Below are 15,407 nucleotides of genomic sequence, written 5' to 3'. Positions count from 1 at the left end.
AGCGGTGTCTGTCTGGGCTATTTCTCCCTTTGACAGCTCTCCTCTGCTGATAACGGTCTATTACTATAAAAGCCGTGAAAAGGGAGACTGGAGTGGCTGCCTATGAAATGGGACTGCTCATGAGAAGCGACCCCTTTCGCGAACACCTGCATCCCTAGACGCTTACCCAACTCAATGACCGATGACGATAACTGCTGGTCGCGACGAGTGCCTGATAAGCGCTTAACTAAAGAAGAACTTACTTTTAACGTATCGACAGGCAAAGCGTTTAAGTCAGATAAAGAAGAATACCCTGTACCAAAATCGTCAATGACTATCTTAACCCCGAGTTTTTTAATCTCGGCAAAGATACTCGCCGTACGCTGAACATCCTGCAGCAGCATGCTCTCTGTCATTTCCAACTCAAGTAGCCAGGGATCCATTCCAGTAGTGGCTAATGCCTCCTTGATACTCTCCACAAAGCTGTTGTCGTAAAATTGGCGTGCAGAAATCTTGACCGCCATCGTTAATGCGGGAAACCCTTCTTGTTGCCACAGCATGTTTTGCCTACAGGCATTTTCGAGCACCCATTGAGCGATAGGCATGGCCAAACCGCTCTCTTCAGCCAGGGGCATGAATTGGGCGGGTTCCAGCAATCCAAGCGTTGGATGCTGCCAACGAAGCAATGCCTCCATGCCAAGCGTGCTACCTACTTCGACGTCATGCTTTGACTGGAAGAACAACCTAAACTCATGACTCACAAGCGCACGATGCAGGCCAGACTCCAAGGTTAAACGCACATCCATTTCCGCACTTAATTCATCGGTATAGAACTGGACAGTGTTTTTGCCCAGCAGCTTCGCCTGATACATCGCCATATCAGCGCTTTTCATTAATGTTTGCTCGTCAAGCCCGTCAAACGGATACAGCGAGACACCAATACTTACCGAGACATGGCACTCCTGGCCCGCTAGCATAAAGGGCTCTCTGATGGCTGAAAGAATTTTTTGGGCGATGGGCTCAATCTGGTCTCGTCGACTAACCTTACTCAAAAGGATGACAAATTCATCGCCCCCTAACCGAGCGACGACATCACTTTCACGCACCGAAGTGGTCAGTCGACTTGCTGCTTCTTGCAGGAGATGGTCTCCGGCATCGTGACCCAAGGTGTCATTGATTAACTTAAAGCGGTCAAGATCCAAGAAAAGCAGCGCGAAGGATTCACTATGGCGACCGCCAAGCTTCACGGCCTGAGTAATCAAGTGGCTCAAAAAGGCTCGATTAGGCAAATCGGTTAGCGTGTCATGGAAAGCTAAGTGTTCGACCTGCTGAGCATGTGATACACGCTCTTCCATTACCCGCCGCCGCGCCCACTGAAGTTGCCAGCTCAAACGACCGAGTATAGCCAGAATGATGAGTAGCAGGCCGCTAGTCCAACCGGCCCGCTGCCAATAGTTTCGCGCAAGCTGGTGAGCTGCGGCCAACTGCTCCTGGGCAGAGAGCCCTACCACGATCGAGAGTGGAAAATCATACAGCTCGCGCACCAGTGTGTAACGCTCAACCCCTTGCCAGTGGGTCATAAAGGGCGCACTAACAGCATCCAGTGTGCTACTTTTCCAGGCTCCTATATCCATTAACTCGCCTGAATGGATCACATCTCCAGAACGCCTGACCCGTACGATGCCATCCGCACCGACGAGTGCCAGCATGCCCTGCTGGCCCAAAGACCGAACTTCATAACTGCTCACAAAGTAATTGGCATCAATAGCGATGATGACCCAGCCTGAGCCTCCCCCTTGCGCAGATTCTTGCTCAGGCCTTAATGGCCGAGTAAAGGTAATCTGGTTAGCATCCTTTTCTCCCACGGCTAAGTAATCATCGTCCAGCATTGCTTGCGCAGGAGGCGTTAGGCGCTGCCCAAGCAGCCCAGGATCAGTGGTCTCAACAACCATGCCCTGCGAATCAACAATACTGATGGTAAAAAGCAGTGCGGGAGGCAGCAGCCGCTGCTCATTTAACACACTGAGCACGCTCGAGTGATTGCTGCTATTGGCGGTAAAACGTACTAACTTCAGTGTCGTGTCAATTTCCCTGAGGGCCCTTACAACCCTTGCTTCGTAGGTGTCGGTGATTTCACCTACGGACAGCTCTGCCTGGCGCTCAATGGACATACGCTCTTTATTGACTAAAAAATAAGTACTTCCCCATATAACCAGTAACATCATAAAAGCCACGATGCTAAAGAGTACCAGTGGCTCTACAAGATGATGCGACCATCGATGAATAAAGGCTCTGGATGAGCTGACCCGGCTCGGGCCTCTTGGATCATTGAGACTACTCAATTGTCACCACTCTCAAACGCTCATCAAGAAAGGAAGGGTCTATATAGCCCAGTGCTTTTGCATCACTGACTAATCGCTCTACCACTGCGCGACTATTAGCCAGCGCTTGGGGCGGCTGCCCTCGCCCGGTAAATATCTGCCTGGCCCAGTGTGCCTTGATCTGCGCAGGGGTTTGCCCCGTGTAGCGGGTGTAGAACTCACTTCTCGCTGCCGTACCTTCAGTCAGATCCAAGGGCACCACCTGTGCTCCGTTAACTATTAGCGTGCGGCGCCCTAAATAAACATCCCTTAAATCGCTGCTGGTAAGGCGAGTAAAAGGCGCCTCGGCTGATACCACCACCAATACTTCGGCTGAAGCAGGATGATAAGTCATGCTCAACATCGCCCCCAATAAGAGGCTGATTCCGGATCCAGTTAGACGTTTAAGCATGGCCACTCTCCTTAAAACACAAAGTCGAGCGAAAGGCTGAACAGGTTAATACGTCCACCTGGGGTAAACTCGGGCTGTTGATTAATCAGCCCCCCTGATGTCCCTGAGCGCATATCGATGTGATCATATTGGGCCGTAAGAGCCATACCCGGTCTGAAATCCCAGCGTGCACCAACCGTTATGCTTTCTTGCTGTATTCCGCTGGATAGTAGCTCATTCAACATCCCGTTAAGGAGCTGGGCACCTTCTGCAAAGGGCGATGGATACAGGGCAGCATTTAGCCCAGGCTCTGACGTATTGCTGGTGACTTTTGCTCGCGCCACACCTACATACGGTGTCCACTCGGCGACACGGTAACCTAACGTCATGTAGGCTCCTTCGCTCTCCCCTAACAGAGAAGGCGACGAAGAGCGTGCCCACTCGCCCATAACAAACCATGACCCGGGGTCATAACCTAACCCTAAGCTCAGCAGGCTCGTACGCTTACCATCAACTTCGTAGCGGCTAGCAAGCTGTTCACCGGGTAGACCAAAGAGGCGGTAAACATCGAAGAATTGTGAGAGTTCATCTGCGCTTACTTTCAGTTCGCCGTAGCTGGCAAACAGGGTGGCATCCCCCCAATGAGTACGGTGAGAAACGCCCCAGGAATCGCTGGCGTCGATACTACCCGTTGAGTAATCAACGCTGCCACCACCAAAATTCAACTGCAATTCATTGGTAGTCTCCCCTACTGGGTATCGATAGCGCATATCAACACCGTCAAAATTAGCCACCGGCATTAGACGATAAACTTCTTGCGGAGGCCGCACCCATGGAGTGGCGTAATTAACTTTACGATGTTCAGAAGCCATGAATGAGCTCTGCACCATACGCCCAACGCGGAAACTAAGATTAGGGGTAATGTCGTATTGAACATTCGCCCATTCAATCTCAGGTGCGTAAGAGCCGTCATACCGCTTCTCGCTGACTACTTGAACAACCGAGGACAGTTTAGGCGTGAGATGCAGCGTAGCTTGAAGCCCTAAGCGGCTATCAACTTCTGCGCTCCAATCATGGCTGTATCCAGCACCTTGTGAAGCAAAAGGGTCATTAACGAAGTCAGCATTTTGCTCGTCAGAGTGAACGACCCCCAGCGTGCCAAAACCATTGAATTCAAGATTAGGTAGGGAGTTATCAGCAAGCAAGGCGCCGCTTTGGGTAACGATCAAAATGGCGCAAAGCCAAGTGACTTGCCTTACCATGCTCGTTCCCTATTTCATTAGTTATATACTATGAGCTGCTGAGTATTAACTCGGTAGAAGTGTGGGTATTAAATCGGCAGGGCGATGCTAAGTCAAACAGCTCTAAAGCTTAATTTGAGTTCAAATGTGAAAGAGTGTGTACTGTTAGAAAATCAATGACTTACCCAGCAAGCGTTGAGCCATTTTCGAGTAGCTCAATGGGTGCGCGGCGGGCAATGAGCCGCCTTCGCCCTGCCTGATCAAAACGCACATCAATGACCGGGTCGCTGGCGCTTCCCTCCACCGCCGCCACTTCGCCTACGCCAAATACCGCGTGATGAAGCCGTTGACCAGGGTAGAAATTTGCCTCTGCTGAATAACCCGCTTTGGACTCATCAACCTGTGCCGGCGCAAGCGCAATGTCGTCTCGCCCTAACCGCGCCAGATAGCGTTCAACCAGGCCCACCGATGTCACTTGCAGGGTCGCCGCGGGCGCACTGGTACTGGCCAAGCAGGAGGCAACCCGCATGCTATCCTGCCAGGCGCTTTCGGCAATAAAGCGACTCGGCCGGTGCACGCCCCCATCATGAAGCACTAATAGCTGCTCCTGGGCGCGGGTAATTGCCACGTAGAAGAGCCGCCGCTCCTCCTCAAGCCGCTCATCGCTGAGCGGGTTATCGCGGCTATAGTGAGGAAAGTCTTCTTCGTTAACACCGGCTACCGCGACCAGTGGCCACTCCAGCCCTTTGGCCCCGTGCACAGTGCTAATCAGCACACCACCCGCCTGATTTTCTACCGGGCGCTCAAGAAGTTCGATAAAGGCATCCGGGTCTTGCACGCTTTGCGCTTGTTCGATCAGCACGTCGAGTAAGCGTACATCCTCTTCGCCTTTATCCCGCCGCGCTGCCGCACGCTTAAGCGTTTTTTCAGCATCAATGCTTTCCACCACATGGCGTAGCAACTTAGCGGGTGGCCATGCACTCAGCTGTGGTAGCTCACAAAGCAGCAGCCAGCGCTTTTTCAGCGTGCGCCTCTGGATCGGCTTTAACGCCGTTAACATGGCGTCATGCCGCTCGGGCCACTGCTGAGTAGTCGCCAGTTGGTGCGCCAAACGCTGAAGCCGCTCACGGGCAACGAAGGGGGGCGGCTGTGAAAGCAGCAGTAACAGTTGCTGCGGGTCGCGAAGAAGATCTGGACGACGCGACAGCTTTAAATAGCCCGCCAAGGCCTGCACCAGCGGCAGACGAAACACAAAACGATCCTCGCGCTGAAGCCGAAATGGAATCCCTGCTTGTAGCAGCGCCAGTTGAAACGGCACCGAAAGCGCCCAACTGCGTACCAGCAAACTAGCTTCGTTAAACGCTCGTCCCTGGGCCTGCCAGTCCATCAACGCATCAAGTAGCAAACGGCTCCCCTGCCCGACTGAGACGCGGGTCTCCGGGTTATTAGCCGCTGCAAGGCATAGCTGATTAGGACGCCGCTGGTTAGCGGCAATGGCATGGTTAGCAGCCAGCGCCAACGCATGACCGTGCCGGAAGGTGGTTGATAGTGGGTAATCGGTCGCTTCGCCAAAGGTGGCGGCGAAATTTTCCAGCATGGTGTCGGGCTTGGCACCGCGCCACTCGTAAATACACTGGTTGGCATCGCCAACTGCCATTACCTCGGCACGAGTGCCCACCAACACAGATAAAAGTCGCTGCTGTGCGGCGTTAATATCCTGATACTCATCAATAATGACATGGTCGAGGAACCCTTCGACGCGACCACGTAAAGCACTATCTGCTTCTAGCGCCAACAGCGGACGATAAAGCAGATCGGCATAAGTCATCACGCCTTCCGCTTCCAATAGCCTCTCTGCTTCGGCAAACGCCGCTGGGAAATAGTCGGTGTCTGGATCAAAATTCAGCCGCTCATAGAGCGCCTCTGGGGTAATCATTTCTGCTTTAACCAAGCCGCAAAAGTGGGCTAAGGTTTCTAGCCGATCCCCTTCCAGAGCAGCATCTCGGCGCTCAACGGCATCACGCAGTACATTAATACTTGCCTGACGAAGCAGCCTCTCTAATTGCCAATCGGCGGATAATAGCTGGCGCGGCGCTAGCGCCCCCCAGCGGCATAAGCTTTGAGTCAAGCGGTGCCCCAGGGAGTGGAAGGTGCGGACATCGGGCAATGCCTGCCCGGCAGGTGCCATTGCGGCTAAACGACGCTGAAAATCATCCTTTGCTGAGCGGTTAAACATCAGCACTAAAATACGTTTTGGCGGTACACCGCCGGCCAATAGATGCAGCACCCGAGCGGCCATGGTGGTGGTTTTGCCTGCCCCGGCCACCGCTGCCACGCGCGCATGCCCGGCCTGATGATTAACAACAGCTTGCTGTTCAGCAGTTAACTTCACGGCGCCTCGCCAAGTAATTCATCATCCACCTGACCCAGCGCAAACCACTGACCGGCACTCGTTAGCCCCAGTTCACTCTTGCCACCGGCCACATCACGGCTTTCAGCCGCCTCAACCAACTGGTAATAGACATTGCGGTGCAAGCGGGCAGCTAGCCCAAAACGCACTGGCAGCTGTGGCACCGCCTCACCTTGGGGGGTTGAGGTGACGGTGAGCGGATGCTCGGCATCTAAGCGAACAACGTCGTCAAACTGGGTGGTAAACCACCAGGCACCGTCACGGAAGTCAGCCTCTACCGCCACCAATGGCAGGTCTTCGACCTTTATTCGCCAGCGCTCTACCGGCGTAACCAGGCAGTAACCCTCGTCATCCAGGCGCAGCAGCGTTGCCAATAGGCGTGCCACCTTGGGTCGGGCAAACGGCTGACCTTCGTGCGACCAGCGACCATCGGCGTGAATGATGATGTTCATATCGCCAGAGAGCACAGGCTGCCACTCATTGAGTGGAGGAATAGCGCCAGTGCGCCCTTCATCTCCATTACCTTGCTGCAGCAATCGATCAATATTCATCTCACCCACCTCGCTTGAGCGTATTCAAGGCACTTCAGGCTATAGAAGCCCTGAGTGGGCCAACGCCTCTTTAACGTGTTCCGGGGCATCGGGAGCGGCGGCACGAAAAAGCTGATAAAAGTTAGCGGTCGTCTGCATGGCCACTTCATCGACACTGATACCTCGCTCCTTGGCGATGCACTCAGCTACTTGCACCACCCACGCGGGCTCATTGGGCTTGCCGCGATGAGGAACGGGTGCTAGATAAGGGCTATCGGTCTCAATCAGCAGGCGATCCAGCGGCAGTTGACGGGCAAGTTCACGCAGCGGAGCGGCGTTTCGAAAAGTAATAATGCCCGACAGCGAGATATAAAAACCCAGCCGCACCGCTTCACGGGCCATCGCCAAGTCTTCAGTAAAACAGTGTAATACACCGCCCACTCGCGGGTCGCTATATTCACGTAGCAAGGCCAAGGTTTCCTCTTTGGCTTCGCGGGTATGAATAATCACCGGCAGTTCTAACTCACGCGCGGCGATTAAGTGACGCTTAAAGCGCTCGTGCTGAATCTCGATAGGTACGCTGTCGCGATAGTGGTAATCCAGGCCAGTTTCGCCGATCGCCACCGCACAATACTGCTCAGCGGTGTCTTTTATATCGGCAACGCTGGGTTCATTCTCACTGTGGTGCAGGGGGTGCAAACCAGCGGAAATCGCCACATCGTGATGTTCGCGTGAAATGGCCGCAAGCTGCGGCATGTCTTCTAGGGTAACCGCTACAGCAAGAAATTGGCTGACATGGGCAGCGCGGGCGGCGGCCAAAGTGGCGGCAATATTGCCCCCATGGGTCTGGTCGGATAAACGATCTAAGTGACAGTGTGAATCAACAAACATACGGTTCTCAACAAATAGGTCAAAACAGATAGGCCATAACGACTGGATCAGAAAAATGGCATTCAGAGCGTGAACGATGGAGCTGCTTTATCTAATTGACCGGCAAGCAGCGCCTCAATGCGGTCACGCACGGGATAGTCCTGCTGGCTGAAGTGAAGGCCAATGCCTGGCATACGGCGGCCACTCACCCCCTCTGGAGATACCCACACCACCTGGCCGGTAATTGAAAGGCGCTCGCTTTCACCCGGCAGCGTAAGCAGCAAAAACACTTGCTGGCCAAGTGCGTAAGGGGTTTGAGTAGGTACAAAAATCCCCCCGCGATCCAGAAAAGGCATATACGCGGAAAGCAGTGTCGGAACATCCGGAACGGTAAGAGAGAGCGCTTTCTGAGCTGCCATGACGACCTCGCTGCACTGTTTTGAACAGCCGTGGGGGATTGAATAAACACCACTATGAACGCAGCAGCGCCGCCCAGCGCACCAGCCATGCTTCAAGCACTAGCTGAGGATTGGGGTTTGCCCCCACCGCCAACAACCGTCGCTGCTCGCGGGCATAATCAAGCAGGCGAAACCAATCCTGAACACGACCATTTTTCACCGCCTGGCGGTAGAGCGGTTCTAAATCAGGGTTATGCAACACCGCCGCCTCCCCAGACAAACCTAGACGAATCAGGTCTTCCAGCCAGGCGATACCGTACCACAAGATGGCATCAATCGCCTGGCGATCCAGACGGGCCGCCTCTGAAACGGGCTCGGCCCCACGCACCAGCTGTTCGAAACTGTCGTGAATTTGATGGCGTAAAGCGCGCTCTTCGGGCGCTGCCAGCTCCACGGCGAGCAGTGGTAGCCCACCCGCTACCTGCCACCAGAAGTAGGCTTCGTCAGTGCTGCCCAATTGCTCAATCAACCAACCACGACACGCCTCAAAGGCAACGCTGGGTAGTGACCACTGCTGACAGCGCGAACGGATCGTCGCCAGCATCCGCGACGGCACGTCGGAAAGCAGAATAAACAGGGTTTTGTCACCGGGCTCTTCAAGGCTTTTGAGCAGCGCATTGGCGGCGGCAACGTTCATTGCCTCGGCGGGGGAAACCACAATCACTCGATAACCGCCCTGCTGAGCCGTTTGCGACACAAAGCGATTAACCTCGCGGATAGGGTCAATGCGGATTTGGCGCTTTCCCTCTTCTGGTGAAACCCGCAGCAGATCCGGGTGATAGCCCGATTCCAGCATCGAGCAGCTATGGCAATGGCCACAGGCTTGATCAGCGGGCGAGGCGCATAGCGTTCGGGCAATTAACGCCTCCGCTAACTGCTGCTTACCCACGCCGTGGGCGCCGTGAATTAACAACGCGTGGGGCATCCGTCCACCATCAGCCAAGCGGGTCAAATGCTGCCAGGTGGCTTGGTGCCACGGCATTACGCCGGTTAACGCCATGCCGCGACCTTTGTTAATAGGACTTGTCGGATTTGGCTTTGTACCTTATCCAGTGTGTATTGTGCATCGATCACCGCAAAGCGCTCGGGCGCTTCTTCCGCTCGTGCCAAATAGCCATCCCGCACAGCCTGGAAAAAGTCAGCCTGCTCCTGTTCAAAACGATCAAGCTGCTCATGGCGATCACGCAGGCGCGACTCTAAGCGTTGTCTTGCAGCCTCTTTGGGCATATCGAGCAGTAGGGTTAAATCGGGCGAAAGCCCCTGCTGAACAAAATTCTCCAGCACGGCGATACGCTCCTTGGGAATGCCCCGCCCCCCGCCCTGATAGGCAAAGGTGGCATCGGTAAAGCGATCACACACTACCCACGCCCCTCTTGCCAAGGCGGGGAGTATTTTTTCCGCCAAGTGCTGCGCTCGCGCGGCGAACATTAGCAGCAGCTCAGCGTCGACATGTAGCGGCTCTTGGGGGACAGGATCCAGTAACAGTGCGCGAATAGCTTCACCACGAACGGTGCCGCCCGGCTCGCGGGTACGCACCACTTCCAACCCCTGGGCCTCCAAACACTCGGCCACAAAGCCCACATTGGTGGATTTACCCACACCTTCGCCGCCTTCCAGCGTAATGAAGCGTCCACGCTTACTCATCATGCTCCCTTACAGTGGTCATCAATCATGGGTGATGTGTCATGGCGATTAGCGATTGCGGATATAGCGATTAACGGCATTGTTATGCTCCCGCAGCGTACGCGAGAAATGGTGCGTGCCATCGCCACGGGAAACGAAATAGAGCGTTTCGCCAGGCAGTGGATTCACCGCTGCCTCCAAGGAGGCACGCCCAGGCATGGCAATCGGCGTGGGCGGTATGCCGTCAATGACGTAAGTGTTATAGGGCGTGGCCTCGCGAATATCGGCGCGGGTAATTCGCCCTTCATAACGCTCCCCCATACCGTAAATAATCGTCGGGTCGGTTTGCAGGCGCATGCCCTGCTCCATGCGGCGCTTGAACACACCGGCAATTTCGCGCCGCTCCTCGGGCGCACCGGTTTCCCGCTCGATCAAGGAGGCCATAATCAGCGCTTCGTAGGGGGAGTCAATGGTTAGGTCGTCCGCGCGCTCCTCCCACACCTCTTCCAAAATGCGCTCCATCCGCTCCAATGACTGGCGCAGGATATCGACATCGCTCATACCCAGATGATAGCGATAGGTATCGGGAAAGAACCAGCCCTCGGGAAAGGTGCCTTCTCGATCGAGTAACGTCATCACCTCTGCATCGCTCAACTCCGCCGTGCGGTGGTCGAGTTTCGGCGCCGCATTGAGTAATTCGCGCATCTGCCGAAAAGACCACCCCTCAGGAATGGTCAGCGAGTAGGTAACCACCTTATTGCTACCCAGCAGTGCCATCATTTCCAGACCGCTCATATTCGGCAATAGCTGATACTCGCCGGTACGCAGTTGCGGCACGCGTTCCGGCTCGACCCGCGCTAGCAAGCGAAACGCCCAAGCATCCTCCAGCACGCCCTGCTCTTCCAATTGCGCCACGACCTGATTAAAGCCCGCACCAGAGGGCACTTGGTAAAGCATTGGCTCATCGAGCGCTAGCGGTGCCTCTAATCGGCTCTGCCAATAGAAATAACCGCCTGCTGCACTTGCAGCCCCAACCACTACTAACACCAATAAAGCGGTTAATAACCGTTTCACCATGACACCTCTAAAAAATTGCAGAGCGATATCTAAACACTGGCGTTTAAACAACGCCCAATAGCTGATGTGCCAAACGCTGGAACGGGTCAGGCTGACTCAGAGGCCAGCGTTGCAGCAGTGAACCATCCGCGGCAAGCAAGGTGGTAACAGGCCATACACCCTGAACAGAGTTGGCCACCCATAGCCGCTCGACATCAACAAGTTGATGAAGCGTCAGCGACGCCTGAGCGGCGGCACCTTGGTCAAGCAATGCAGCACGCAACGTGCCAGCCACGCCGCACTGGTCAAGCAGAGGCGTTAACACTTCCCCCGCCTGTTGCCAAAAAACATTCATACTGGTGGCTTCTACCACAAGGCCTTCACTGTCGGCGAGCAATCCTTCGGCAATAGTGGCATCGCCCCACTCTTGGCGGGCCAGTACGTTTTCCAGTCGATTGAGGTGCTTGATACCCGCCAACCGAGGCTGACGGGCCAGCCGCAAATCGCAAAGCCGCACTGTCACGCCTTCCTGCCAGCGCTTAACCGACGGTTGAAACGGCGTTCGACGACTGAGCAGCCGCGGCGTGATCTGATCGGGCTGGGCATAGCCACGCCCGCCGCTGCCTCGGGTCAGTATCAGCTTAAGCACTTCGAACTCAGCAGTGGGATCGCCTTGCCAAGTGGCGTCAAGGGCCTCCTGGCAAGGTAACGGTAGCCCCAGGCGATGACAGCCTTGTGCCAGACGCTCCCTGTGATAGCGCCATAGCACCGGCTTTCCCGTACGCAATAGCACCGTTTCAAACAGACCATCACCATACGCCAGCCCACGATCATCAAACGGTACAGATTGATCATCACATAACGTAGGCGTCAGCATCGCTAACTACACCTTCTTAAATAGCAGCGAGCCGTTGGTACCACCAAAACCGAAGGAATTTGAAAGCGCCATATCAATGCGCATATCCCTCGCAGTATGCGGCACATAGTCCAGATTGCAGCCTTCCTGCGGGTTATCCAGATTAATCGTGGGCGGCGCGACCTGATCACGAATAGCCAGAATACTAAACACCGCCTCTACCGCACCGGCGGCGCCCAACAGGTGGCCAATCATCGATTTGGTGGAGCTCACTGCCACGCTGCTTGCAGCGCCACCCAAGACGTTCTCAATGGCACGACTTTCGGCCAGATCGCCTGCCGCAGTGGAGGTACCATGGGCGTTGATGTAGTGAACCGAAGAAACGTCAACCTGGGCATCTTTAATCGCATTGCGCATGGAGAGCGCTGCACCACGTCCATCTTCCGGCGGTGAAGTCATGTGATAAGCATCATCGCTCATACCAAAGCCCACCAGCTCGGCGTAGATATTGGCACCCCGCGCCTTGGCGTGCTCATACTCCTCAAGCACCAGCACACCGGCACCATCGGATAACACGAAACCATCACGGTCGGTATCCCAAGGGCGGCTTGCCGCTTGTGGATCGTCATTACGCGTAGAGAGCGCGCGAGCCGCAGAAAAACCACCCAGGCCCAGCGGCGTGGTGGCCATTTCAGCCCCACCACAGATCATCACGTCCGCATCGCCATAGGCGATGGTGCGTGCGCTATAACCAATATTATGAGTACCGGTGGTGCAGGCAGTCGTAATGGCAATGTTCGGGCCTCTGAAGCCGTGCTGAATCGCCATATTGCCCGAAATCATATTGATGATAGAGCCCGGCACGAAGAATGGCGATATCTTGCGAGCGCCACCTTTGTTGAGTGCGTTGTGGTTATGCTCAATCATGGGTAGGCCACCAATGCCTGAGCCGATAGCCACACCGATGCGATCGGCATTCTCTTCGCTGCACTCAATCCCCGAATCTTCTACCGCTTGGGCGCCCGCCGCCATTCCGTACTGAATAAACAGATCCATCTTGCGGGCATCTTTAGGATTCAGATACGGGCTAATATCAAAGTTTTTGATCGATCCACCAAAACGAGTGTTAAAACCGCTGGTGTCGAAATGCTCAATAGGCGTAATACCGCTTTTACCGGCCACAATGTTGGCCCACGACTCATCAACGCTATTACCCACTGGGGTCACCAGGCCTAACCCAGTTACCACTACCCTTTTCCGTGCCATCAGCTTTCCTCCAGGCATCCATGGTGACGCGACCCACTTGGGTCATTTGCTGCTTAAATTTGGTCAACAGTATAACGGAGATTGAACGTTATAAGCATTGTGGCAGCAAAGCAAAAAAGCCGTCCTGGAAAAGGACGGCTTTTAAGGCGGGTGGCTAGCACCCCACCCTGGTTCGATGCATCGACGCAGCCCTTACTGGTGGGCGTTCACGTAATCGATGGCTTCTTGAACCGTGGTGATCTTCTCAGCTTCTTCATCGGGAATTTCAGTATCGAATTCCTCTTCCAAAGCCATGACCAGCTCAACGGTGTCGAGCGAATCAGCACCCAAGTCTTCTGTAAAAGAAGAGCTGTTTTGGATGTCTTCTTCTTTAACGTTCAGGCGCTCTGCTACAACTTTCTTAACGCGCTCTTCAATAGTACTCATTAACGTACTCCAGTCGTTCACATTAGCCGTTTTTGATAACCAGCTATTTGGAAACCGCAAGCCAAAAGCTGCGGGGTAGTTTATAGACGCCCTTGGGTAGACGCAACCGCCAAGCCCAAGGCCATCAACGCATATTCATGCCGCCATTCACGTGAAGCGTCTCGCCAGTGATGTAACCGGCTGCATCACTGGTCAAAAAACCCACTGCTGCGGCGATCTCTTCCGGCGCCCCTAAACGGGCCAGCGGAATTTGCTTAAGCAGCATTTCGTGCTGTGCTTCAGGTAGCGCTTCGGTCATATCAGTCGCAATAAAGCCCGGTGCCACTGCGTTAACCGTAATCGCACGAGAGGAGACCTCACGCGCTAGCGCGCGGCTAAAACCTTCCATACCGGCCTTAGCTGCAGCATAGTTAGTTTGGCCCAGGTTGCCCATGGTTGCCACTACAGAACTAATCGACACAATACGCCCAAACCGCGCCTTGGTCATACCCCGTAAACACGCCTTGCTAACACGATAGACAGATTTCAGATTGGTATCCATGACGGAATCCCACTCATCTTCTTTCATGCGCATCAGCAGATTATCACGCGTGATACCCGCGTTGTTGACCAAAATAGTCGGCGCACCAAAGCGCTCAGTAATCGTTTTCAATACGCTATCGATACTGGCCTGGTCGGTCACGTTAAGACATAGACCTGCCCCTTCAATGCCGTGCTCTTTCAAATCGGCATCAATTTTTTCAGCGCCAGACTCACTGGTCGCGGTGCCAATGACGATACGGCCCTGGCGACCTAGCTCGCGAGCAATGGCCTGACCAATACCACGACTCGCCCCTGTTACCAGGGCAACTCTACTCTCTTGTGTCATAACGTTCTGCCTCTAACCGTGTAATCAAGCAAGGATAGTGGATTGCAATCTCTCTTGGTCACGCCTTATCAGCCAAGGTTTCACGCGCCAGCTCAAGCGCGGCTTCCAGACTGTCAGGATCATTCACCGCCAATCCCTTGCTACCCTTCACGATACGCTTATTGAGGCCAGTCAACACCTTTCCTGGCCCGCACTCAATGAACACCTCCACGCCTTGATCCGCCATGGCTTCAACACAGGCGCTCCAACGCACCGGCTGATAAAGCTGCTCGACTAGCCGCGTGCTCAATGTCGCGGTATCGGCATGGGCCTGGGCATCGACGTTTTGGATGACACTGTAGCGCGGCGCCCGCAGCTCGATAGTTTGTATCGCCTCTGCCAGGCGCTCGGCCGCAGGGCGCATCAATGCACAGTGCGAAGGCACGGAAACCGGCAATGCCATGGCACGCCTGGCACCGGCCTCCTGGCAAGCAATAATAGCTCGCTCAACGGCTACTTTAGAGCCCGCTATCACCACTTGCCCTGGGGAATTGTAGTTGACCGCTGAAACAACGTCGCCCTGGGCAGCCTTTTCACAGGCGGCTTCAACCGCATCGTCTGCCAAGCCCAGGATCGCCGCCATGCCGCCTTCGCCAGCAGGCACTGCCGCCTGCATGGCTTCTCCGCGCAGACGTACCAAGTTGACGCCTTCGGCAAAGCTCATGACGCCTGCGCACACCATAGCGCTGTATTCGCCTAGGCTATGGCCCGCCATCACTGTCGGCCGCGGCCCTTCCAGCTCTTGCCACACACGCCAAATGGCGACGCTGGCAGAAAGCAGCGCAGGCTGGGTGCAAGCGGTTGCATTAAGCGACTCTTCGGGACCTTCTTGGACGACTTTCCACAAATCGTAGCCCAAAGCATCCGACGCTTCCTCAAATGTCGTTCCCACCACACTATAGCGCTCGGCAAGCTCTCGCAGCATTCCAAGCTGCTGAGAGCCTTGCCCGGGAAAAATGAGGGCAAGGGGTTGAGACATGTCGTTCACCTTTGCTCTTGTAGGCATTTGCTCATATGAGCGATAGGCGAGGTTA

The 15,407-nt window shown here is 54.9% G+C and carries 15 protein-coding genes; all 15 read right to left on the bottom strand.

Going from position 1 to position 15,407, the window contains the following annotated elements:
* Window positions 1-17: 17 nt before the first annotated feature.
* Entirely contained in the window at window positions 18-2,204 is a 2,187-nt protein-coding gene (locus LMS44_RS09030) for a putative bifunctional diguanylate cyclase/phosphodiesterase (protein WP_233974852.1), read from the bottom strand.
* A gap of 109 nt (window positions 2,205-2,313) precedes the next feature.
* Window positions 2,314-2,751, bottom strand: coding sequence for a hypothetical protein (locus LMS44_RS09025; protein WP_022523865.1), 438 nt, complete (start codon window positions 2,749-2,751; stop codon window positions 2,314-2,316).
* A gap of 11 nt (window positions 2,752-2,762) precedes the next feature.
* Window positions 2,763-3,992 carry a porin gene (locus LMS44_RS09020; protein WP_278369361.1) on the bottom strand — a complete coding sequence of 410 codons (1,230 nt, stop codon included), beginning with the start codon at window positions 3,990-3,992 and terminating at the stop codon, window positions 2,763-2,765.
* A gap of 160 nt (window positions 3,993-4,152) precedes the next feature.
* Entirely contained in the window at window positions 4,153-6,363 is a 2,211-nt protein-coding gene (locus tag LMS44_RS09015; RefSeq protein WP_278369362.1) for an ATP-dependent helicase, read from the bottom strand.
* The gene (locus LMS44_RS09010) at window positions 6,360-6,932 is read right to left on the bottom strand and encodes a DUF1285 domain-containing protein (RefSeq protein WP_041158073.1); all 573 of its coding nucleotides are present in this window, start codon (window positions 6,930-6,932) and stop codon (window positions 6,360-6,362) included. Before LMS44_RS09010 ends, LMS44_RS09015 begins: the two co-directional genes overlap by 4 nt.
* A 39-nt stretch (window positions 6,933-6,971) precedes the next feature.
* Window positions 6,972-7,802 carry a TatD family hydrolase gene (locus LMS44_RS09005; RefSeq protein ID WP_278369363.1) on the bottom strand — a complete coding sequence of 277 codons (831 nt, stop codon included), beginning with the start codon at window positions 7,800-7,802 and terminating at the stop codon, window positions 6,972-6,974.
* 62 nt (window positions 7,803-7,864) lie between these two features.
* A complete protein-coding gene (locus tag LMS44_RS09000; protein ID WP_022523869.1) occupies window positions 7,865-8,200 on the bottom strand; it encodes a PilZ domain-containing protein in 336 nt (111 codons plus the stop codon).
* 52 nt (window positions 8,201-8,252) lie between these two features.
* Window positions 8,253-9,239 (bottom strand): DNA polymerase III subunit delta', encoded by a 987-nt coding sequence (locus tag LMS44_RS08995; RefSeq protein WP_022523870.1) that lies wholly within the window; start codon window positions 9,237-9,239, stop codon window positions 8,253-8,255.
* Window positions 9,230-9,883, bottom strand: a complete 654-nt coding sequence (gene tmk / locus LMS44_RS08990; RefSeq protein ID WP_022523871.1) for a dTMP kinase — start codon at window positions 9,881-9,883, stop codon at window positions 9,230-9,232. The genes LMS44_RS08995 and tmk overlap by 10 nt, the downstream gene beginning before the upstream one ends.
* 48 nt (window positions 9,884-9,931) lie before the next feature.
* The gene (gene mltG / locus LMS44_RS08985) at window positions 9,932-10,939 is read right to left on the bottom strand and encodes an endolytic transglycosylase MltG (RefSeq protein ID WP_022523872.1); all 1,008 of its coding nucleotides are present in this window, start codon (window positions 10,937-10,939) and stop codon (window positions 9,932-9,934) included.
* A 43-nt stretch (window positions 10,940-10,982) separates the two neighbouring features.
* Complete coding sequence (pabC, locus tag LMS44_RS08980) at window positions 10,983-11,795, bottom strand: aminodeoxychorismate lyase (RefSeq protein WP_138800095.1); 813 nt, start codon at window positions 11,793-11,795, stop codon at window positions 10,983-10,985.
* Between the two features lie 6 nt (window positions 11,796-11,801).
* The gene (fabF, locus tag LMS44_RS08975; protein ID WP_041158069.1) at window positions 11,802-13,040 is read right to left on the bottom strand and encodes a beta-ketoacyl-ACP synthase II; all 1,239 of its coding nucleotides are present in this window, start codon (window positions 13,038-13,040) and stop codon (window positions 11,802-11,804) included.
* Window positions 13,041-13,232: 192 nt separating this feature from the next.
* Complete coding sequence (gene acpP, locus LMS44_RS08970; RefSeq protein ID WP_008956801.1) at window positions 13,233-13,466, bottom strand: acyl carrier protein; 234 nt, start codon at window positions 13,464-13,466, stop codon at window positions 13,233-13,235.
* A 124-nt stretch (window positions 13,467-13,590) separates the two neighbouring features.
* Window positions 13,591-14,334: a 3-oxoacyl-ACP reductase FabG gene (gene fabG / locus LMS44_RS08965; protein ID WP_009286414.1), complete on the bottom strand. Its 744-nt coding sequence runs from the start codon at window positions 14,332-14,334 to the stop codon at window positions 13,591-13,593.
* Window positions 14,335-14,392: 58 nt separating this feature from the next.
* Entirely contained in the window at window positions 14,393-15,352 is a 960-nt protein-coding gene (gene fabD, locus LMS44_RS08960; protein ID WP_138800094.1) for an ACP S-malonyltransferase, read from the bottom strand.
* Window positions 15,353-15,407 lie beyond the last annotated feature (55 nt).

The organism is Halomonas profundus, assembly GCF_020865425.1.
GTDB classification, from domain to species: domain Bacteria; phylum Pseudomonadota; class Gammaproteobacteria; order Pseudomonadales; family Halomonadaceae; genus Vreelandella; species Vreelandella titanicae.
The sequence above is the reverse complement of the archived record's forward strand: the minus strand, read 5'-3'. Positions and strand labels throughout refer to the sequence as shown.